This is a genomic window from Mesorhizobium sp. NZP2298, assembly GCF_013170825.1.
GTDB lineage: Bacteria > Pseudomonadota > Alphaproteobacteria > Rhizobiales > Rhizobiaceae > Mesorhizobium.
The window spans coordinates 2957168-2977076 of the sequence record NZ_CP033365.1; the positions used below are offsets into that span (position 1 = coordinate 2957168).

Sequence of the window (19909 nt, forward strand, 5' to 3'; positions counted from 1 at the left end):
CGGTGGTGGCCAGAAATCAGCATTCTATCTGTCGAACTTCCGGATCGCTTCCGCCGTCACGGGTGTGAAGAAGTTCACCAGGTTGCCGTCGGGGTCGCGGAACAGCAGCGAGCGGTTGCCCCAGGGCATGGTGGTCGGCTGCTGCACGGTCACGTTCCTGATCAAGTCGGACAGCCTGGCGAATTCGGCATCGACGTCGCCGACGCGGAATTCGAGGATGGCGGTGTGGTTGTCGGCGGGGCGGGCGATGTCGCCGCCGAACAGCATCAAGGTGCGCGTGCTGCCGATCGCCAGCGTGCAGGAAGGCGTCGCCAGTTCGGCGAAGTCCTCCGTGTAGACCGTCACCGGCATGCCGGTGATCTCGCCGTAGAAGCGCACGAGGCGCTGGACATCAGACGTGATGATGCGGACAGAGACGAAATTCATCGCAGGGCTCCTTGATCGTCGAAGCCGCGGTCGGGCTCCCAATCGCTCTATAGGCCAGGCCTCCTGCCAGCTTTCTGTCAGGAGAGAGACGTGAGTTTCACGCTTCCGGTTCGGACCAGCTCTCCTGCACCATTGGCGGCAGGCCGAAGGCGGCGAACAGCCTGCCGCGAGCGGGCCGACATAGACCGTCAGCGAGGCGATGCCGCCAGCGGCCGGCTCGATGACGTGCAGCGATTGCGCGCGCCATTCCGGGTCCTGGTGGCGCCGCGCATGGATCGCGACGGCCGGCTGGCGGTCGGCCCGCGTGGCCACGGCGCGGTGGCCGGCCTTGGAGAGCCGGCCCTGCGGAACAGGAACGAGGCCCTGACGTCCGTCCCCCAATTCGACGGAAGTCTTCCCAGCCCTGTCCTGGATGGGTGCCGACGGAGCTTGTCTCGATCCTGTGCTGATAACCATGAATTGATTGATGCGACTGCTTCCGTGATTGGCCGCTTTCCTGTGGCTGTCATAAAACCGTCGGTGGGAGAATTCACGGGTTGGGGGAGCTGGCATGAATTGCCGCGCGACAAGTGTCATATCGGGGCTTGCGCTTCTGGGGTTTACCGCCTTTCCGGCGGCTGCCTACACCCACTCATCCACCTACCAGAAGACTGCGCTTTCGGGCCAGGAAATCTATGTCTTCGGTGGTACGACCCTGAACCCGGACTGTTCCAGCGCCGGCAAGGATGACGTGCGAGTGGTCTCCGGCCCGAGCCATGGAAATGTAAAACTCGTTCATGGCAAGGTGCATCCGTCTTATTCCAAATCGAACGAGCGTTCGAAATGCAATGCCCGCATGGTGGATGGCGTCAAGGCGCTTTACCGGTCGAAATCCGGATTCACGGGTTGGGACCAGGTCACGTTCTCGGTCCACACCTATGAGGGCAATGCCTTCAGATTTGTCGCCAACATCAAGGTCGAGTAGCGGGAAAGCGGTGCCGCAATCGCCCGCCTCTCGGCCGGGGGGAGACTTCATGCAGCCAGGAGATCGCTGAAAAATGGTGCATAAAACGGCAGGCTTCGTCGCGGCATTGACGGTTCTGGGATTGGCGGCCTGGCCGGCGGCCGCGGGGACGGAGAGCTATCGAAAGACGGCGCTGTCCGGACAGGAGATCTATATCCTCAGGGATGTGAGCCTCAACGAGGACTGTTCGAGCGCGGGCGCCAACGATGTCAGGGTCATCGCCGGCCCAAGCCACGGCAAGGTCAGGCTTGTGCACGCAAAGCTCTATTCCGGTTTCCCCAAATCGAATGAGCGCTGGAAATGCAACACGCACAAGGTCAACGGCATCAAGGGGCTCTACCGGTCGAATCCCGGGTTCAAGGGACACGACGAGGTCACGTTTTCGACCCATACCTATATGGGAAATGCCCATAAGACGGTCGTGAGCATCGACGTCGAATAGCGCTTCGCGCGCGCAACCTCGCTGCTCAGCCCGCCAGCAGCGCCAGCTCCTCCGGCGTCAGATGCCGCGCCGAGCCCTTGGCGAGGTCGCCCAGCGGCAGCCGGCCGATGGCGATGCGGATGAGGCGCTTGACCTCGATGCCGTGCGCGGCGAGCAGCCGGCGGATGTGGCGGTTGCGGCCCTCGTCGAGCACGATCTCCAGCCAGGCGGTGCGGCCGCCGCTGCGCAAAAGCGCGATCGAATTGGCGGTCAGGGCCTCGCCGTCGACGGTGACGCCCGCGCGGAGTTTGCCCAGCATCCCGGTATCGGGCACCGTGCCGATCTGCACATGATAGGTCTTGGGCAGATGCGAGGCCGGGTCCATCAGCCGGTTGGCGAAATGCGTGTCGTTGGTCATCAACAGCAGGCCTTCGCTCGCCTTGTCGAGGCGGCCGACCGGCGAGACGAAGGGCAGGTCGAGCCCTTCGAGGCAAGCATAGACGGTGTCGCGCTGTTGTGGGTCGTCGCGTGTGGTAACCAGCCCGCGCGGTTTGTTGAGCATGACATAGACCTTGTGCTCGGCAATCACCTTTTCGCCATCGACGACGATGCGGTCGCGGTTCAGGTCGACGCGCAGCGCGGCATCGCGCACCACCTTGCCGCCGACGCGCACACGGCCCTCGGCAATCAGCAGCTCGGCCTGCGTGCGCGAGCACAGGCCAAGCTTCGACAGCGCGCGATTGAGGCTGACGCCCGGCGGCTTGCCGGCTGGTGGTTTCCCGGTGGGTGGTCGTGCTGCCATGCTGCCGCGGGTCTGTCCGTTGAACCGGACAGATGGCACGGGTGATGCCGGCATCGCACGCGGCCGGCTGGCCGCCGCTTACACTGCCATTCGCCGATATCGGCGGTGAGCACCATGGCCAAGGCACTTCGCTGGTTGGCGAACAGATTATAGTGAAGGCCACGTCGCCTGTTCATGGCGATCCAACGGAGCCCGATTTTGGGGGCATCGCTGGCAGATGCGCTGAGAGGCAATCATCGGAGCCTCGGCATCTGGAGGTTTTGCGTTGAATCAAAGCCTGACCCATCCATTGGGCTAAAGATGCCGTTGGCCATCTGGCCGCCGATCGAATAGAGGCGAAATCCGATGAAACTCATGGCATGTCTCGCGCTGGCTACATATCCCGAAGCGAATACGGCGAAGGTCGCCTCGAATGCAGTGGCGCTCGCCAGGCAGGTGGGGGCAGCGCTTCATGCGGTCGTTGTCGATGTCGACATTCCCGACGTTTCGAACGCGCTTTCGAGCTATCTGCTCGATCTTCCAAGCAAGATTCGAGAGGTCGAGGCGACCAGCCGCAAGTGCGGCAAGATCTTGCTGGAGGCGGTTGCCAAGGAGGCCTCACAGGGCGCGGTGACCCTGACCACGCAGGAGATCGCGGCGCCGCCGGCCCTGATGGGTGATGCTGCCGCGGAACAAAGCCGCTATTTCGATCTCTCACTGGTCGGCCTGGCCGCGGACAATCCGACGGCGCGCATGACTGCCGAGGCCATACTGTTCGGCGCAGGCCGGCCGACGCTCCTTTTTCCCGAAGCGACGGATGTTGGTGTGCTCGACCATGTCGTCATCGCCTGGGATGGAAGCCGCGTGGCGGCACGGGCCGTCGCCGACGCGCGGCCGTTCCTGGAACGCGCCGCCAGGATCACGGTCATCAGCGTGGTCGACGAAAAGCCGCTTCCCGGAAAGGACATCGGCGAACGCCTTGCCGAGGGCCTGCGGATGCGGGGACTGACCGTCGAAAGCGCTGCGATCCGAGCGGGCGACCGTTCGATAGGCGCCGCTCTCCAGGAGCATGCCGTAAAGATTGGTGGCAAGCTGCTGGTCATGGGTGGATACGGTCATTCGCGGGTCAGGGACTTCGTGCTCGGCGGTGCAACCGAGGGTGTTCTTGCGGATTTGCGGCTCCCCATCCTCCTGTCACACTGAGCCCTCTACCTCGCTTCATGATGATCCTTTATCAGCGCCGCGAAGCAGGTAGGTCCTTCCACGAGCCGACTTGCGTCGAACAGGCCATCAAGGATAGCTGACATGGCCGAGGTGCCGACAGATCCCTTTCCAGGCCTTTCGGAGGCCGAGGCGCAAGCCAGGCTTGCCGCCGAAGGGTACAACGAACTGCCGAGGTCCAACCAACGCACGCCGTTGCGGATTGCCTTCGAGGTCATTCGCGAGCCGATGCTGGCGCTCCTGCTTGGCGGCGGCGTTGTCTATCTCATTCTGGGCAATCTGGAGGAAGCGCTGATCCTGCTGGCCTTTGCCACGATGTCAATCGGCATAACCATCATACAGGAGACACGCACCGAGCGTGTCCTGGAAGCGTTGCGTGATCTCACCAGCCCTCGCGCCCTGGTCATACGCGGTGGTGAACGCAAGCGCATTGCCGGTCGCGAGGTTGTTCGGGGGGATCTCGTCGTGCTCGGCGAGGGTGACCGGGTACCGGCCGATGCCAGGCTTCTCCAGAGCCAGGATCTGCAGAGCGACGAATCCCTGCTCACCGGCGAATCCGTACCGGTCCGAAAGATTGCCGCCGACGGCGCCCCGCCACTGAGCGAATGCCGACCAGGCGGTGACGACCTGCCTTTCATATTCTCGGGTTCGCTGATCGTTCGTGGTTCAGGCATTGGCGAAGTCCTGGCGACGGGGCCACGAAGTGAAATCGGCAAGATAGGGCACTCGCTGAGTTCAATGGAGACGGAACCGCCGCGATTGCAGGCACAGATGCGGCGCGTCGTACGCATTTTCGCAATGGTCGGCGGCGCGGTCAGCCTCGTCGCGGTCCTGCTTTATGGGCTTCTGCGGGGCGGATGGCTTGACGCCGTGCTCGCGGGCATCGCGCTCGGCATGTCGATGCTGCCGGAAGAGTTTCCCGTCGTGCTGACGATCTTCATGGCCATGGGTGCGTGGCGCATATCGCAGGCGCGCGTCCTGACCCGCAGGGCCGCCGCGATCGAAACGCTTGGCTCGGCGACGATCCTCTGCACCGACAAGACAGGCACGCTCACCGAGAACCGGATGACGATCGCCGAACTTCGGTCGGCGGATGGAATGTCGTTTCGGATGGCGGACAAGCCGGGCACCGACCTGCCGGCGGCATTCGCCGATCTGGTCGAGACGGGTGTGCTTGCCAGCGCCCAGATTCCTTTCGACCCCATGGAGATCGCATTTCACAAACTCGGCAAGGAACGGCTGTCCGAGCACAGGATTCTGGACAAACCGGATTGGGAACTGGTCCACGCATATCCGCTTCGACCCGGACTGCTGGCGATGTCGAATGTCTGGCAATCGACACGTGGCGATGGCAATTCGCTGGTTGCGGCAAAAGGCGCGCCAGAGGCGATCGGGGCGCTGTGCCATCTGAACGCAAGGGACTTCAAGGCCCTGAAGAGCTCGGTCGAGGCCATGGCGGCCGAGGGGCTGCGTGTGCTCGGCGTGGCCCACGGGTCTCATCACGGCACCGACTTGCCGAAGACGCAACACGATTTCAAATTCGAATTTCTCGGGCTGGTCGGCCTGACGGACCCCCTGCGCGCGCGCGTTCCTGAAGCCGTGAGCGACTGCCGTTCCGCCGGCATCAGGGTGATGATGATCACCGGCGACTACCCGGCAACCGCCAAAATGATCGCGCGTCAGGCGGGCCTCGATGCCGAAAGCGTCGTGACCGGCAGTGAGATGCAAGCGCTCAGTGACGACGAGCTGGCACTGCGTGTGAAAAGTGCGACCGTGTTCGCGCGCATCATGCCCGAGCAGAAGCTTCGCATCGTCAACGCGCTGAAGGCGAGTGGTGAAATCGTCGCCATGACTGGGGACGGGGTCAATGACGCGCCGTCCCTCAAGGCAGCCAATATCGGGATTGCCATGGGTGGCCGCGGCACCGACGTCGCGCGCGAGGCGTCGTCGATCGTGCTGCTCGACGACGATTTCGGTTCGATCGTCAAAGCCGTTCGGCTTGGCCGCCGCATCTTCGACAATCTGCGCAAGGCCATGGGGTTCATCTTCGCGGTCCATGTGCCGATCGCGGGTCTCTCGCTGCTGCCGTTGCTGTTTGGCCTGCCGATCCTGTTCGGGCCGATACATATCGCCTTTCTGGAGATGGTGATCGATCCCGTGTGCTCGCTGGTCTTCGAGGCTGAAAGCGAAGAAGACGATGTCATGCGCCGTCCGCCTCGCAATCCGGACTCGCCACTGTTCTCCGGGGCGTTGATCGGGTGGGGCCTGATCCAGGGGGCGCTCGCCTTCGCGCTTCTCGCGGCCATTTACCTTGTCGCCCTGAGACAGGGCATGGCTGAGAACGAAGTCCGCGCCCTGATTTTTTTCTCGCTGGTGCTGACAATCGTGGGGCTGATTTTTGTCAACCGCTCCTTCAGCGCGTCGCTCTTGACCGCGCTCATCAGGCCGAACCGGTCGCTCATGATCGTTGTCGTGGCCGTTGCTTCAATGCTGGGCGGTACCCTTCTGTGGCCGTTTGCCACCAGTCTCTTCCGCTTCGGACCGCTACACCTCGACGATCTGGCGGTAACGCTTGCCGCGGGATCCGCCGTGCTGGCATGCTTGGAGTTGCTGAAGCCATTCTGGGGGGAGCGGCTGAAGGCCTAGCCGCGGATTCAATGAGCCGATCCACGAGTCGTCGGTTGGAGAAGAGTTGGATGTCAACAAGGGTTGGATACGTGAAGGAAATTCCCGGACGAACCGTTTCGGTGTTGGCAAGATGAACGCCGACAATCCACGAGTTCGTGGAAGCCACGTGGGCACACTTGTACTGGCCGCCGCCGCGATCGGCGGGATTGTCGTCTGCGTGCTTTTGGCCGAGCCATTCTTGGGCGCGATCACATGGGCGTTGGCCCTGGCAATCCTCTTTGTCCGTTTCCATGCCTGGATCGAGACGAAGTTGAAACACCCCAACGTTGCGGCGATGGTTTCGGTCTTGACGATAGTACTGCTCGTCGTTGTCCCGGCGGCTTTCCTGGTAGAGCGCTTGGTGGAGGAAGCTGCTTCCGGGGCAGCCTCCGTCCGAACCCGGGTGGCCGATGGAGAGCTCCAACGTCTCCTGGACGCCCATCCCGGCATCGCACCCATTGGAAGGTGGATCAATCAACAGATCGATCTGCCGTCGATTATGGCGAGCCTCGCAACATGGCTGAGCAACGCCGGTGCGACGTTCGTCAAGGGTTCCGTGTTGCAGGTGGCGGAAGTCCTCCTGACGTTCTACATGCTATTCTATTTCTTGCGTGATCGGAACGCAATCGCGCGCCTGTTTCGCGATTGGATACCGCTGGAGAACGCAGACACCGAGCGACTGTTTCTGCGGGTGTTCGATACCGTCCATGCCACGGTATACGGGACGCTCGCCGTGGCGGCAGTTCAGGGTTCCTTGGGCGGGCTGATGTTCTGGATCCTCGGGTTGCCGACGCCCCTTCTTTGGGGCGTGGTGATGAGTCTGCTTTCCGTCGTGCCAGTGTTGGGTTCGTTCGTCGTGTGGATACCGGCAGCAATCCTCCTCTTGCTTGATGGTGATTGGGGCAAGGCCCTAATCCTCTCGGGCTGGGGCGGTATTGTTGTAGGCGGCATCGACAACGTCCTTCGTCCGATGTTGGTCGGAAACCAGCTGAGGCTTCATACAATTCCCGCTTTCATATCGATGATAGGTGGGCTCGCCCTGTTCGGGGCTCCAGGATTCATACTGGGACCCCTGGCTGTCACGGTGACGATGCTGCTCATCGAGGTATGGGCCGCGCGCGATAAGATCAGCAGCGGCAAGAAACAGGAATGACCTCTGGATCTTGGGGTCGGGCGTCTATACCGCGGTGCCGACCAGCGCGCCGATGCCGGCGGTGAGCGCCATGGCGAAGGCGCCCCAGAAGGTCACGCGCAGCGTTGCGCGAAGGATGTTGGCGCCGCCGGCCCTGGCGCCGATGGCGCCCAGCAAGGCAAGGAAGAGCAGGGACGCAAGCGAGACCGCCAGCACCAGCATGGAGGCCGGCGCGACCAGCACCATGAGCAGCGGCATCGCCGCGCCCACGCTGAAGGTCGCCGCGGAGGTCAGCGCCGCCTGGATCGGCCGCGCCGTGGTCATTTCCGAAATGCCGAGTTCGTCGTGGGCATGCGCGGCCAGCGCGTCCCTGGCCATCAGCTGATCGGCGACCTGCCGCGCCAGGCCCTTATCGAGCCCGCGCTTGACGTAGATGTTGGCGAGTTCCTCGCGCTCGAATTCCGGCTGCGTCCTGAGTTCCTCGCGCTCCCGGGCGAGGTCGGCATTCTCGGTGTCCGATTGGGAGCTGACCGAGACATATTCGCCGGCAGCCATCGACATGGCGCCGGCGACCAGCCCGGCTATCCCGGCGACCAGAACCTGCGAAGTCGGCGCGGCGGCCGACGCCACGCCGACGATCAGGCTCGCCGTCGAGACGATGCCGTCATTGGCGCCCAGCACGGCGGCGCGCAGCCAGCCGATGCGCGACACGAGGTGGTTTTCGACATGCAGGCGGCTCATGCTTTTCTCCTGATCGTGCCTTCGAGTTTGGTGGCGGCGGCGACTGTGTTGGAAATCGTGCCGTACTTGCGGACGTTCTTGTGCAGCAGCTCCAGCCGCTGGTCGGTTTCATCGGTGTCGACGACAAGCTCGTAGTCGATCGAGGCAATCCCCGGCGGGCTGTCGCGCCGAACGGCATGCAACGCGACCCTGACGCCGCGCAGCTTGAAACCGAGCATCGGGGTGACGCGCTCGATGCCCTTGATCATGCAGGCGGCGATCGCCGCCAGAAGCAGTTCGGCCGGATTGAAGGCATCGGCCCGGCCCTCGAGACAGGTGTCGAGAACAAGCGTGGCGTTCTTGGTGGTGGCGACGCTGCCTCGTGCATCGGTCCGTCTGGCTTCAACGCTGTATTCGAACATGGTGCTGCTTGCCTTGTCTGCCCTGTCACCTCGGTGAAGTGAACCCTTTTAGCACCGCATCGGGAGTATGATCTTGATCCACGTCAGGTCCGGATTGGATGTTAAAGCGCTGACGAGGGCCAGCCATGATCCTGCGGCGGCGAAATGGCGTGCGGCTGATTGCCCTTACTGGAGCTTGACCTTGCGCCCCTCGGCAAGGCTAGCAGGTGGATAGACGACGACGATCTCGCCAGGGTGCAAGCCCTGCGCAACGGCGGCGATGCGAGCCGAGAGGCGCGCAACCTGGATTTCTCGGAGATGAACGCGGTCGGCCTCGACAACGAAGACGCTCCAGGCATCGCCGCGCCGGAACAGGGCTCCGATCGGCACGACGATTGCCTGGTCGTTCTCGTCAACCACGATCTTGACCTCGACGCGGTAGCCATCCCCCAAGCTGGCCCACGTCTCTCGTGGCGAGGTTATGTCGACGATGACCCAGACGCGCTGTTCCTCGACGCCGAGCGCCGATATTTTGGTGAAGCCGGAGGGCTCGACACGCCGCACGGCCCCATGCAAATCCGTGGGGCCGCCCCAGCGCTCGATGATCACCTTGTCGCCCTCCCTTATTCGGGCGGCATCGGTCGTCAAAACGTCGACGGCAATTTCGAGATCGCCAGGATCACCCAACTCGAGCAACGGGGCTGCCTGCGCGACAATGGTCTCGCTCTCCTGCATGACCCTGAGAACGCGGCCGTCGATGGGGGAGGATACCGGGAAACTCTCGCTGGCCTCGGAATTGTCGGCGGAGTTCAGTGCCGCGCGCGCCTGTTCCAGAAGATGGGTGGCCGCGTGCCAGCGCCGCTCGGCGGCATCGGTTTGTCGCTGCGTGGAGCGGAACAGGAATTCCTCACGCTCCAGTTGAGCCGCCGCCGCCACCTTGCGCTTGACGAGCTCTCTCGTGCGTTCGAGATCGGCACTGGCTTGGGCCAGCAGCACCTTGGCCTGCTCGTGAAGCGATGCCGACTCCTCGACTGCCGCCTCGGCGGCACCAACCTGGGCCTCGAGCTCCAGCCGCACGCGGGGGTCGAGAAGCGGCGAAACTGGCGGCGTAATGGTCGCCAGCTTTTGTCCCTTCCGCACGATATCGCCGGCCTTGAGTGCCAACCTCTGGATCCGCCCGGACAAAGGCGCCGAAACCAGGTAGCGATCCCGCACGCGCGTGCGTCCGTCCTCTTCAACAATGTCCTGGAAGCGCGAGGTCATCACCCCGGCGGTTTCGACAAGGATCGGTTGCGGCATCAGGAGCCAGTAGAAACCCAGTGCCGCAAGCGCCAGCCCCAGTGCGCCCGCGATCGAAATTGTTCGACGCTTCATGTTCAGTCCCTCGTCTTCAGGACAGCCACGAGATCGAGCCTGTCGATCCTGCGGCGGATTGTGATGAAACTGGCGATGGCCGCGCCGATGACCAGGAGCGCGGCGATGGCATAACTGCTCCGATCGATCACAGCGGGGATCTGAAACGACTCGCTCGCACGCGCCGACGCGATCAACTCGATCAGGTACCGTCCGATCAGGAGCCCCGCGGGGATGGCCACAATCAGCTCCACGGCAAGCTCGCTGATAATGACGGCAGATACCTCACGCCGCGTCAGTCCGATGATGCGCAGGCTGGCCAATTCCCAGGCGCGCTCCTGCAGGGCGATGCGGGCACTGTTGTAGACCACGCCTATGGCGATCAGCATTCCAAACCCCGAGAGGACCAGCGCGCCGATAACCACCATTCCGCCGATCGTTTCGTTGAACAACGCAAACCACAGGGCCTTGACCGAGCTTCCCTCGATCTTCGGCATTGACCTTATCCTGGACCAGAGCAGTTCAGATTGACCCGGATCGATCCTGAAGGTCGCGACATTCGCAACGGAACCCTCCCGCATCAGGCGATTGAGTGCGGTGCGCTCCATCGTCACGGACGCCCCCAAAATATCGTCCGAAATCCTGCGGACGGTGACTTCTCTCACGGCTCGGCTGCCTTCGAGCACCTCGATCGTGACACCGTCACCGACGTTGAGATCGAGCTGCCTCGCGATCGTCCGGCTGAGCATGATGCCATCGGAGGGTACGGCAATCGGCCGTAGCGCGCTGTCTCTCAGCACCTTGAGCTCGGAACCGGAATCCAGACCAGTCGCCGAGGTGCGATAGGCGCGATGCCCAGCTCGCAATATGATCGGCACGACTCGCTGGACTTCAGCCTCAAGCACGCCAGGTATCGCCCGCAACTCGTAGAGTGCATCCGCCGAGACCGGTTCCGTGAAAGTAACAAACGCGTCACCGCGCTCGATGCGTCCAAAACTTACATCGATCATGTAGTCGATGGCGTCGAACCAGTAGAGCCCGAACAGAATGAGCGGAATGGCCAGCGCGATTCCGACGGTCGTCAACAGCGTCCTCACGGGCCGCCCGAGGATCGTGCGCGCCGCTATCACGTACTGGAGCGGAATTCGCTGACTTCCGATCGTCTGCAGCCAGTTGAATGTGTGCAACGCGGGCGGCGTCTCGGGACGCATGGCTTCGGCGGGAGCAAGCATGGCAATCCGGTATACCGCCGATGCCGCGGCAAGGTTCGCCGCGCCGACGCTGACAAGGGTCGCCGCAACGAGCAGCCATGGCTCCAGTGGCGCCTCCAGCGATGGAAACCGGAAGAAGGCGGCATAGCTCCCGACAACCCCGATCGCGAACCAGCGCCCCACGACCAGACCCATCGCCGATCCCAGCAATGCGATGGCGGTGACCAGCTTGAAGTAGTGGAAGGCGATGGTGCGGTTCGCAAACCCCAACGCCTTCAGCGAAGCGATCTGCCCCCGTTGTGCCTCCACCATCCTGCCAATGACGACGTTGAGCAGGAACGCCGCGATGCCGAAGAAGACCGATGGCATGACGATGCTCAGGGTTTCCTGCTCCGCCAATTCGTCCTTGAGAAAACGGTGCGACGGCTGATCGCTCCGGCCATAGGCTCCGGTGCCGCCGTATGGCGCCAGCAACCGATCGACCTCTTCCAGGACATGTTGTGATCCCGCGCCGGGCGCCAGAGTCATCAGCGCGTCGTTGAAGGCGCCTTTCATGTCGAATGCGCTTGCCACCGCATCCTCGTTTGCCCACACCACCACGAAATTCCGATCGTCCGGAAGCGGCACCGCGGCGCGGGTGGCAAAGATGAATTCGGGTGACAGGGCGGTGCCCACGACGCGGAAGCCTTGCAGCCGGCCGTTGAGTACCACCTCGATGGTTTCTCCGCTCCGCACGGCGCGCGCCTCGGCATACGCCGCGTTGATGATGACTTCTTCCGGATGCAGCGGATCGGGCCAGCGTCCCTGCACGAGATGCAGGCGGTTGAGCAACGGCTGACCCGCGGCAGGGAGCGAAATGACGCGCCCCGAGATCGGGAGGTTGGTGTCCTCTCGGATCACGCGCACTGGCTCGGCGACGCGCGGCTCCACGATGCCAATGCCGTTGATTTCGCGCAGCCGATCCACGATCGAGAGCGGCGCGCGCGTCATGCCCACGAAGATGTCGGCGAAACGTTCGTTGCGGTAGTGTGCCTCCATGGCGCCGATCAGCGCCTGGTAGTTCGACACCGACATCACGAAGACGGCCACGCCGGCCGCGACGAGCAGCGCGATGCTGAGGACCTGAAGCCGCATCGACCAGAGGTCGCGCGCCACCTTGATGTCAAGGACGTTCACCATGTCACATCCTCGGCCCGGATGCGCCGCGGATTCGGTTCTTCCTTGACGATGCGCCCGCCGCTCAGCCGCAACACGCGATGAGCCATCCCCGCGATTGCCGAGTTGTGAGTGATCACGGCGGTCGTCGTGTTCAGCTCCGCATTGACCTTGGCGATTGCCGCCAGAACCAGCCTGCCAGTGTCGACGTCGAGCGCGCCGGTCGGCTCGTCGCAGAGCAGGATATCCGGCCGTTTCACGATTGCGCGTGCCACCGCGACGCGCTGCTGTTCTCCACCGGACAATTGTGAAGGAAAGTGACCAGCGCGATGTGACAGTCCGACGAGTTCGAGCGCTTCGGCTGGTGTCATCGGATTGCTGGCGATCTGCGCGACCAGCCGCACGTTCTCATCGACAGTGAGGCTCGGTATCAGGTTGTAGAATTGAAACACGAAGCCGACATGCTCGCGCCTGTATGTCGTCAGCTGCTCGTCGCTGGCTCCGGTCAGTTCGTGATCTCGCCAGGTCGCCGTGCCTGACGTTGGCGCGTCCAATCCGCCGAGGATGTTGAGCAGGGTCGATTTGCCTGACCCGGAAGGGCCGAGAAGTACGATGAATTCGCCTTGTCGGATATCGAGGTCGACGTCCTTCAGCGCCACGACACGTGAATCGCCCGCGCCATAGACCTTGGTCAATCCCCGGGCGACGAATACCGGGGCCAGGGGCTGCATGGCTGAACTCTCTACGTCTGGTCTCTGGACTGGCATGCGGACTCCGGTTCCGGCCCACGCCGGACAGGTCCTAAAGCCTCGACGGCCTGATCGCCTTGACTCTTGTCAAGTTCGGAACCGTGGTGAGCAAACCGCAAATCCCCGATGCCGAGCGCGGCATCCCATTTTCCGCGTCGACCTAGCTCTGTCTGTGAACCTGGTGTTGATCCAGATCAGAATCCGGTCGCTTGGTCCCTGTGCATGTATGGCCAAGCCCTGTCTGGACCTTATGTTGCCACAATCGGACAATGCGATGGAGCAGGTATCAGTGATGGGGACGCTAAAGTGAAGAGCGCCGTATTTCCTGCCGCCGTGCTACTCGCCGGCATGACGGTGCCGGCGTGGGCCGATGCGGTATGCATGGCTAACTTCGGGCGGTTTGAACCCGGGCAATATGCCTGCCTGAGGGCCGGCGGGGCGAGCCACCTGGCCCGCTGCGAGATGAACCTCAATATCTTGTCCTGGAACGAGGTTCTTGACCATTGCCCGGGCGATCCGGCGCCGGGGCCCGCGCCGGCTACATCCGTCTGCCGTGCCAACGGCCAGTTCATCCCGGAGGGCGGGTTTGCCTGCCTCGTGGTGGCCGGCGGCGCGCACCTCGCGCGCTGCGACACCGTGCTCAATGCCTCGTCCTGGACCAAGGTTCAGGACGGCTGCCCCGGCGCGCCGATGCCTGAAGTCGTTCCGGATGCCCAGGCACATCCATTGCTCGAGCATCCGTTGTCTGGTCCTCGACGCCTGATTGAACGATTGCGTGACGCGCTTTGATGTCGGCAAGGGGCGAGATTGGCGTCGACATCAAGGTGAAGGACTTTGTCTGAAGTTGACCTTATGGTCGAAACTGCCCTGCATCGCCTCCCTGCTTGCACTCAGGATCGCGCCGCCGGTGTACGGGCGGCAACCTGTGTGGAGTTCTGGAAGAAGCGGTCGTCCGCGGAAATCAAATCGTGTCACGCCTTCGGCGCCAGGCGATTTCACGATAAGGTGCCTCGGGACTGACACCCACTTCACGGGCCAACGTTGACCAGTGTCCCCTGGCCGGAAGGCTCCCATGCCAGGACACCCACGCATCGAGGCGGGCCGCGACTGTCTTGAAGGACAAGATCTCCGACTGCAGTCGCGCCTGCTGGACCTCGTGGGCGAGATGGCGCGCCCACGCGCTCGCCAGCTCCGTGTCTTCCTCGATCCGGGTGAGCAGGCCGGCGCGCGGAATGGCCCAGGTCACGGCAGCAACCTCCGTTCGGGCCGCGCAATGGTAAGAGGCTGAATACAACGAGGCTTCGGCCAGGATAGAATTTGGACCCGCACGTTGAAGGATCAGGGCCGTCCCATTGTCCTGATGCCTGACCAGATGAACGACGCCCGAACGCACGACGTGAATGAACCGGACGGGATCACCCAGATGAAACACCGGTGCTCCCGCCGCGAACTCGATCTCGCGGCCTTCCAGACGGTCGAGCAAGGCAATTAGCGGGGGCGACATGATTTCTATCATGTAGCGTTGCTTGAGGCTGTGGCAAGCATGGCTGGTCAACGGAGCAATTGCCATGATACGCGCCCTCGCAGTCGCCGCCTGCCTGGTTTCTTCCGCAGCCTGTGCCCAGCAAGCCCAGTCAGGCGGAATGGACCATAAGATGCATATGCGGATGATGAGCGGGCAAGCCACGGGCGCCGAGGTTCCGACGGAGCCCGGCCAAGGTGCGTTCGCGGCGATCCAGGAGATCGTGGCGATCCTTGAGGCTGATCCTCACACGGATTGGTCCAAAGTGGACATCGACGCCCTGCGCGCGCATCTCGTCGACATGAACGCGGTTACTTTGGCCGCCGATGTGAAGAGCGAGCCGGTCGCGGGCGGAACCCGCTTCCTGGTCACGGGTTCGGGAGCCGTTCGGGATTCCGTGCGCCGGATGGTGAAGGCCCATGCGGCGACGATGAACGGGGTGGACGGTTGGCGTTTCGACGCTTCCGATATCGACGGCGGCGCATCCCTGACCGTGTGGCCCCCGGCGGCGGATGCCGCCAAACTGCGCGGCCTCGGGTTCTTCGGGCTCATGGCTCAGGGGATGCACCATCAGCACCACCACATGATGATCGCGCGAGGCGAAGACCCTCATCTCTGAAACGGGAGCTGGAGAATTCTTCACCTGAATATTTTCGCGTGATCCAGGTCATAATCCGGCCCTCCGACACCTTCACGTGCGCAGCACCCGGTAGATCGCGGGGATGACCAGCACCGTCAGCAGCGTCGAGGAGGCGAGGCCGAACAGCAGCGAGATCGCCAGGCCCTGGAAGATCGGATCGGTCAGGATCACCGCGGCGCCGATCATGGCGGCAAGTGCGGTGAGCAGGATCGGCTTGAACCGGATCGCGCCGGCCTCGATCAGAACCTCGCTCAACGGCCTGTCGGGCGAGGCGGCGTGACGTATGAAGTCGACCAGCAGGATCGAATTGCGCACGATGATGCCGGCCAGCGCGATGAAGCCGATCATCGAGGTGGCGGTGAACGGCGCTCCGAACAGCCAGTGTCCGCCGAGGATGCCGATGAAGGTCAGCGGGATCGGCGTCAGGATCACCAGCGGCACCTTGAACGAGCCGAACTGGGCGACGACCAGGATGTAGATGCCGAGCAGGGCGACGCCGAAGGCCGCCCCCATATCGCGGAAGGTCACCCAGGTGACTTCCCATTCGCCGTCCCACAGAAGCGTCGGCCGGCTTTCATCCTCCGGCTGGCCATGCAGCGAGATCGCGGGCTTTTGCAGTCCGGTCCAGTCCTGCGCGTCGATGGCCTTGCTGACGGCGAGCATGCCGTAAAGTGGCGCCTCGAAGCTGCCGGCAAGCTCGGCCGTCACCATTTCGGCGGCGCGGCCATTGTGCCTGAACACCGGGAATGAGGCGCGCTCCGGCGTCACCCGCACAACATCTCCGAGTTCGACCACGCCGCGGTCGCCGGGCAGGACGTTGGTCGGAATGGGCGTGGTCAGGAAGCGCTCGTCGAGCGTCCTTTCGCCCTTCGGCCGCTCGATGCGGATCGGGATCGGCTGGCGGCCACCGCCGCGATGCGAATAGCCGACGGTCTTGCCGCCATTGAGGATGGCGAGCGTGTCGAAGACGTCGCTTTCCTCGACATGGAAGAACTCCGCATCGTCGGTGGAAATCGTGGCGCGCAGCCGGCGTGCCGGCTGTCCCCAGGAATTGTCGACGTCGACGATGAAGGGCACGGAGCGGAACGCCGTCTCGATCTTTTCGGCGACCTTGCGGCGCGTCTCGCCGTCGGGTCCGTAGACCTCCGCCAGCAGCGTTGCCATCACGGGCGGACCGGGCGGCGGCTCGACCACCTTCAGGCTGGTGCCTTGCGGCACCGGGATCGTGGCGATGCGCTGGCGCACGTCGAGCGCGATCTCGTGGCTGGACCGGGTACGGTTCGCTTTCGGCAGCAGGTTGAGCGCCACGTCTCCCTGCTGCGGCTCGGTGCGCAGGACGGCATGGCGCACGAGGCCGTTGAAATTGAAGGGCGCCGCCGTCGCGGCATGTGTCTGGACCGATCGAACCTCCTTCAGCTCGAGAACCCTGGCGGCGACGGCCTGTGCAACCGCATCGGTCGCCTCGACGGAAGACCCTTCCGGCAGGTCGATGGTGACCGACAATTCGGACTTGTTGTCGAAGGGCAGGAGCTTGACCGTGACGTGCTCGGTGTAGAACAGCGCGAGCGAGCCGAGCGTCAGCAGACCGACCGCGAGCAGGAAGGCCCAGCTCGCCTTCTTCGAGGCCAGGATAGGCCGGGCGACGGCTGTGTAGGCGCGGCCGAGCGGACCGCCATTGCCATGGTCCCCATGGGCATGCACCGGCGCGCGCCCGGCGAGTTTGAGCATCAGCCACGGCGTCACCATCACCGCGACGAAGAAGGAGAAGATCATCGCCGCCGAGGCGTTGGCCGGGATCGGGCTCATATAGGGGCCCATCATTCCCGAGACGAACAGCATCGGCAGCAGTGCGGCGACCACGGTCAAGGTGGCGACGATGGTCGGGTTGCCGACTTCGGCCACCGCCTCGATCGCCGCCTGCCGGCGGTCGCGCCCGCCGCCCATGGCCCAGTGGCGCGAGATGTTCTCGATCACCACGATAGCATCGTCGACGAGGATGCCGATGGAAAAGATCAGCGCGAACAGCGAGACGCGGTTCAGCGTGTAGCCCATGACGCGCGAGGCAAACAGCGTGAGCAGGATGGTCACCGGAATGACGACGGCCACGACCATGGCTTCGCGGCGGCCGATGGCGACCCAGACCAGCAGGATGATCGAGATCGTCGCCAGGCCGAGATGATAAAGAAGCTCGTTGGCCTTGTCGTTGGCGGTCTCGCCGTAGTTGCGCGTCACGTCGATCGCGATATCGCCCGGGATCAGCTCGCCCTGGAGCAGGGTGACCCGGTGCAGGATGGCGTCGGCGACCGCGACCGCGTTCGATCCGGCGCGCTTGGCGATGGCGAGCGTGACCGACGGCACGCGCTCCACGCCGGCGCCAGCCCTGGTGACCGTGGACACCAGCGCATCACCGGTGTCGGTGGCGAAGGCGACGTCGGCGACGTCGCGAACATAGACGGGGCGGTTGTCGCGCGAGGTCAGGAGCAGGTTGCCGATCTGGTCCGGCGAGGCCAGCGTTTCGCCGGCGACGATGTCGATCTGCTCGCCCCGGTCGCGCACGCGTCCGGCCGGAAAGGCCTTGTTGGCGCCTGACACCTTGGCGGCGAGCTGCTGCAAGGTGACGCCGTAAAGGGCGAGCTTTTCCGGGTTCGGATCGACGCGGATGATCTCTCCGGTGTCGCCGACCAGGTAGGTCAGGCCGACATTGTCGATCTTGGCGATCTCGGTGCGCAGTTCGCGCGCGATGCGGGTCAGGTCGTTCGGCGTCATGCGCGCGGCCGCTTCCGGCTTCGGCGACAGTGTCAGCGTGACGATCGCGACGTCGTCGATGCCGCGGCCGACGATCAGCGGCTCGGGCACGCCGACGGGAATGCGATCCATGTTGGCGCGCACCTTGTCGTGGACGCGCAGCACGGCGGCGTCCGACGAGGTGCCGACGACGAAGCGGGCGGTGACCATCACCTGGTCGTCGCGCGTCTGCGAATAGACATGCTCGACGCCGTCGATGCCCTTGACGATCGTCTCCAGCGGCTCGGTGATGAGCTTGACGGCATCGTCGGCCTTCAGCCCGTCGGCGCTCACGAAGATGTCGACCATCGGCACCGAGATCTGCGGTTCCTCCTCGCGCGGCAGCGTGAGCAGCGCCACCAGCCCGAAGACGAAGGCGGCGGCCAGGAACAGCGGCGTCAGCGGCGAAGCGATGAAAGCCCGCGTCAGCGCGCCGGCGATACCGAGCGAGGCAGGACCCTTCATGGCGCGATCACGACATCGCCGGCCGCGAGGCCTGTCAGGATCTCGACATAGTCGCCGTCGGCGCGCTTGGTCCGCTCGCCGGTGACCACCGCCCGTTCGGCCTGTGTGCCGCCGACGGTGACGCGGACGAAATCGATGCCCGAGCGGGTTGCGATCGCCGACGCCGGCACCAGCAACGCGGAGCGCTCGGCGACCGGCAGCTCGACCAGGACTCGGGCATCGATGAAATTGGTATCGAGATTGTCGACCTCGACGTCGGCGATGACGCGGCCGTTGTCGATCTGCGGATAGATCTTGGCGAGGCGGCCGGTGGCTCCCTTGCCGCCGGCATTGATGCGGATGGCGGCTCCCTCTCTCAGCGACGCAGCGTAACGCTCCGGAACGGCCAGCCGCAGGAACACGCCGCCACCACCGATGGTGGCGACCACTTCACCGGCCATGATGACGGCGCCGCGCGTCACCGGAACGGTCAGCACGCGACCGTCGCCGGGAGCAAAGACATCGCCTTCGGCGCCCTGCTGCACGATGACCGAACGCTGGGCCTCGGTCGCGGCAAGCTGGTTGCGCGCGACGTCGACCTCGGTGCGCAACTGGTCAAGACGCTGCGCGGTCATGACACCCTTGTCGACCAGCGTCTGGCCGCGGGTGAGTTCTGATTGCGCGGTGTCCAGCTGTGCCTGCAGCGCGCGCAACTGGGCGTCCAGCGCCGCGACCTGGAAGGCGATCTTGTCGTCCTGGACGGTGGCGATCTTCTGCCCAGCCTTGACCAGTTCACCCTCGGTGACGGCCAGGTCGACGATGAGGCCGCCGATGCGGGCGCGCGCCGGAACGGTGTCGCGCGCCTCGACACGGCCATAGACCGCTTTCCATTCGGTCACCGTCGTCGGCGCCAGCGTCAGCGTGCCGGCAAACACTGGAGAGGTTGCCAGCAACGCGGCGACCAAGAGGGGCATGCGCATGCGGGTCATCCTTAGAATGCGCATCCCGGCTTGACGCCGAGCTTGCGGAAGACCATCGCCGCCGGACAGAAGCCGGTGAACGCCGATTGCAGCATGTTCAAGCCGACGAAGACCGTCAGCCAGACAAACAGCGGCGAGACAAAGGCGGTAAGCACCACCGACAAAAGCACCATGGTGCCGGCGAAGGCGAGAACGGAACGGTCGAGGGACATCGTCATCTCCATTTGTATATGATCATATTTAGATATATGAATGTTATCGTTGACTGCAAGGGGTGGCGCCGACTTTGCCGCCGGCGG

The 19909-nt window shown here is 63.9% G+C and carries 18 protein-coding genes; 7 read left to right on the forward strand and 11 right to left on the reverse strand.

Annotated elements, in window-relative coordinates; all coding sequences use genetic code 11:
• Positions 1-24: 24 nt before the first annotated feature.
• Complete coding sequence (locus EB231_RS14290) at positions 25-426, reverse strand: VOC family protein (protein WP_172349366.1); 402 nt, start codon at positions 424-426, stop codon at positions 25-27.
• 550 nt (positions 427-976) lie between these two features.
• On the opposite strand from EB231_RS14290, the gene EB231_RS14295 reads away from it, so the two are divergent.
• Both EB231_RS14295 and EB231_RS14300 read left to right on the forward strand, forming a co-directional pair.
• Positions 977-1390, forward strand: a complete 414-nt coding sequence (locus EB231_RS14295; protein ID WP_172349367.1) for a hypothetical protein — start codon at positions 977-979, stop codon at positions 1388-1390.
• Positions 1391-1463: 73 nt separating this feature from the next.
• Positions 1464-1871 carry a hypothetical protein gene (locus tag EB231_RS14300; protein ID WP_172349368.1) on the forward strand — a complete coding sequence of 136 codons (408 nt, stop codon included), beginning with the start codon at positions 1464-1466 and terminating at the stop codon, positions 1869-1871.
• A 25-nt stretch (positions 1872-1896) separates the two neighbouring features.
• Here the strand turns inward: EB231_RS14300 and EB231_RS14305 are convergent, their stop codons facing one another.
• Positions 1897-2652, reverse strand: a complete 756-nt coding sequence (locus tag EB231_RS14305; protein WP_172349369.1) for a pseudouridine synthase — start codon at positions 2650-2652, stop codon at positions 1897-1899.
• Positions 2653-2997: 345 nt separating this feature from the next.
• Here EB231_RS14305 and EB231_RS14310 point away from each other — a divergent pair, with 345 nt between their 5' ends.
• The 3 genes from EB231_RS14310 (at position 2998) to EB231_RS14320 (ending at position 7672) form a co-directional block, all read left to right on the forward strand.
• On the forward strand, positions 2998-3834 hold the full coding sequence (locus tag EB231_RS14310) for a universal stress protein (protein WP_172349370.1): 837 nt from the start codon (positions 2998-3000) through the stop codon (positions 3832-3834).
• A gap of 102 nt (positions 3835-3936) precedes the next feature.
• Entirely contained in the window at positions 3937-6498 is a 2562-nt protein-coding gene (locus EB231_RS14315; protein ID WP_172349371.1) for a cation-translocating P-type ATPase, read from the forward strand.
• A gap of 46 nt (positions 6499-6544) precedes the next feature.
• Positions 6545-7672, forward strand: a complete 1128-nt coding sequence (locus tag EB231_RS14320; protein ID WP_246740947.1) for an AI-2E family transporter — start codon at positions 6545-6547, stop codon at positions 7670-7672.
• Positions 7673-7696: 24 nt separating this feature from the next.
• Here the strand turns inward: EB231_RS14320 and EB231_RS14325 are convergent, their stop codons facing one another.
• The 5 genes from EB231_RS14325 to EB231_RS14345 all read right to left on the reverse strand — a co-directional run bounded on the left by EB231_RS14325 (position 7697) and on the right by EB231_RS14345 (position 13222).
• The gene (locus tag EB231_RS14325) at positions 7697-8392 is read right to left on the reverse strand and encodes a VIT1/CCC1 transporter family protein (RefSeq protein WP_172349372.1); all 696 of its coding nucleotides are present in this window, start codon (positions 8390-8392) and stop codon (positions 7697-7699) included.
• Positions 8389-8793 carry an OsmC family protein gene (locus EB231_RS14330; RefSeq protein WP_091584909.1) on the reverse strand — a complete coding sequence of 135 codons (405 nt, stop codon included), beginning with the start codon at positions 8791-8793 and terminating at the stop codon, positions 8389-8391. Before EB231_RS14330 ends, EB231_RS14325 begins: the two co-directional genes overlap by 4 nt.
• Before the next feature lie 165 nt (positions 8794-8958).
• Entirely contained in the window at positions 8959-10146 is a 1188-nt protein-coding gene (locus tag EB231_RS14335; RefSeq protein WP_172349373.1) for an efflux RND transporter periplasmic adaptor subunit, read from the reverse strand.
• Positions 10147-10148: 2 nt separating this feature from the next.
• Entirely contained in the window at positions 10149-12491 is a 2343-nt protein-coding gene (locus EB231_RS14340; protein WP_172349374.1) for an ABC transporter permease, read from the reverse strand.
• Between the two features lie 17 nt (positions 12492-12508).
• The gene (locus tag EB231_RS14345; RefSeq protein ID WP_172349375.1) at positions 12509-13222 is read right to left on the reverse strand and encodes an ABC transporter ATP-binding protein; all 714 of its coding nucleotides are present in this window, start codon (positions 13220-13222) and stop codon (positions 12509-12511) included.
• A gap of 324 nt (positions 13223-13546) precedes the next feature.
• Here EB231_RS14345 and EB231_RS14350 point away from each other — a divergent pair, with 324 nt between their 5' ends.
• On the forward strand, positions 13547-14029 hold the full coding sequence (locus tag EB231_RS14350) for a hypothetical protein (protein WP_246740948.1): 483 nt from the start codon (positions 13547-13549) through the stop codon (positions 14027-14029).
• A gap of 172 nt (positions 14030-14201) precedes the next feature.
• On the opposite strand, the gene EB231_RS14355 is transcribed toward EB231_RS14350, so the two are convergent.
• The gene (locus EB231_RS14355; RefSeq protein ID WP_172349376.1) at positions 14202-14810 is read right to left on the reverse strand and encodes a Crp/Fnr family transcriptional regulator; all 609 of its coding nucleotides are present in this window, start codon (positions 14808-14810) and stop codon (positions 14202-14204) included.
• Here EB231_RS14355 and EB231_RS14360 point away from each other — a divergent pair.
• Positions 14809-15381 carry a hypothetical protein gene (locus tag EB231_RS14360; RefSeq protein WP_172349377.1) on the forward strand — a complete coding sequence of 191 codons (573 nt, stop codon included), beginning with the start codon at positions 14809-14811 and terminating at the stop codon, positions 15379-15381. The two genes, EB231_RS14355 and EB231_RS14360, sit on opposite strands and share 2 nt — an antisense overlap.
• 72 nt (positions 15382-15453) lie before the next feature.
• Here EB231_RS14360 and EB231_RS14365 read toward each other — a convergent pair whose 3' ends face one another.
• From EB231_RS14365 to EB231_RS14375, 3 genes are read right to left on the reverse strand one after another with little or no spacing between them, the layout of a single operon-like run.
• Entirely contained in the window at positions 15454-18651 is a 3198-nt protein-coding gene (locus EB231_RS14365; protein ID WP_172349378.1) for an efflux RND transporter permease subunit, read from the reverse strand.
• Entirely contained in the window at positions 18648-19610 is a 963-nt protein-coding gene (locus EB231_RS14370; RefSeq protein ID WP_246740949.1) for an efflux RND transporter periplasmic adaptor subunit, read from the reverse strand. The genes EB231_RS14365 and EB231_RS14370 overlap by 4 nt, the downstream gene beginning before the upstream one ends.
• Before the next feature lie 11 nt (positions 19611-19621).
• Positions 19622-19822 (reverse strand): YgaP family membrane protein, encoded by a 201-nt coding sequence (locus tag EB231_RS14375; RefSeq protein WP_140685429.1) that lies wholly within the window; start codon positions 19820-19822, stop codon positions 19622-19624.
• Positions 19823-19909: the final 87 nt, after the last annotated feature.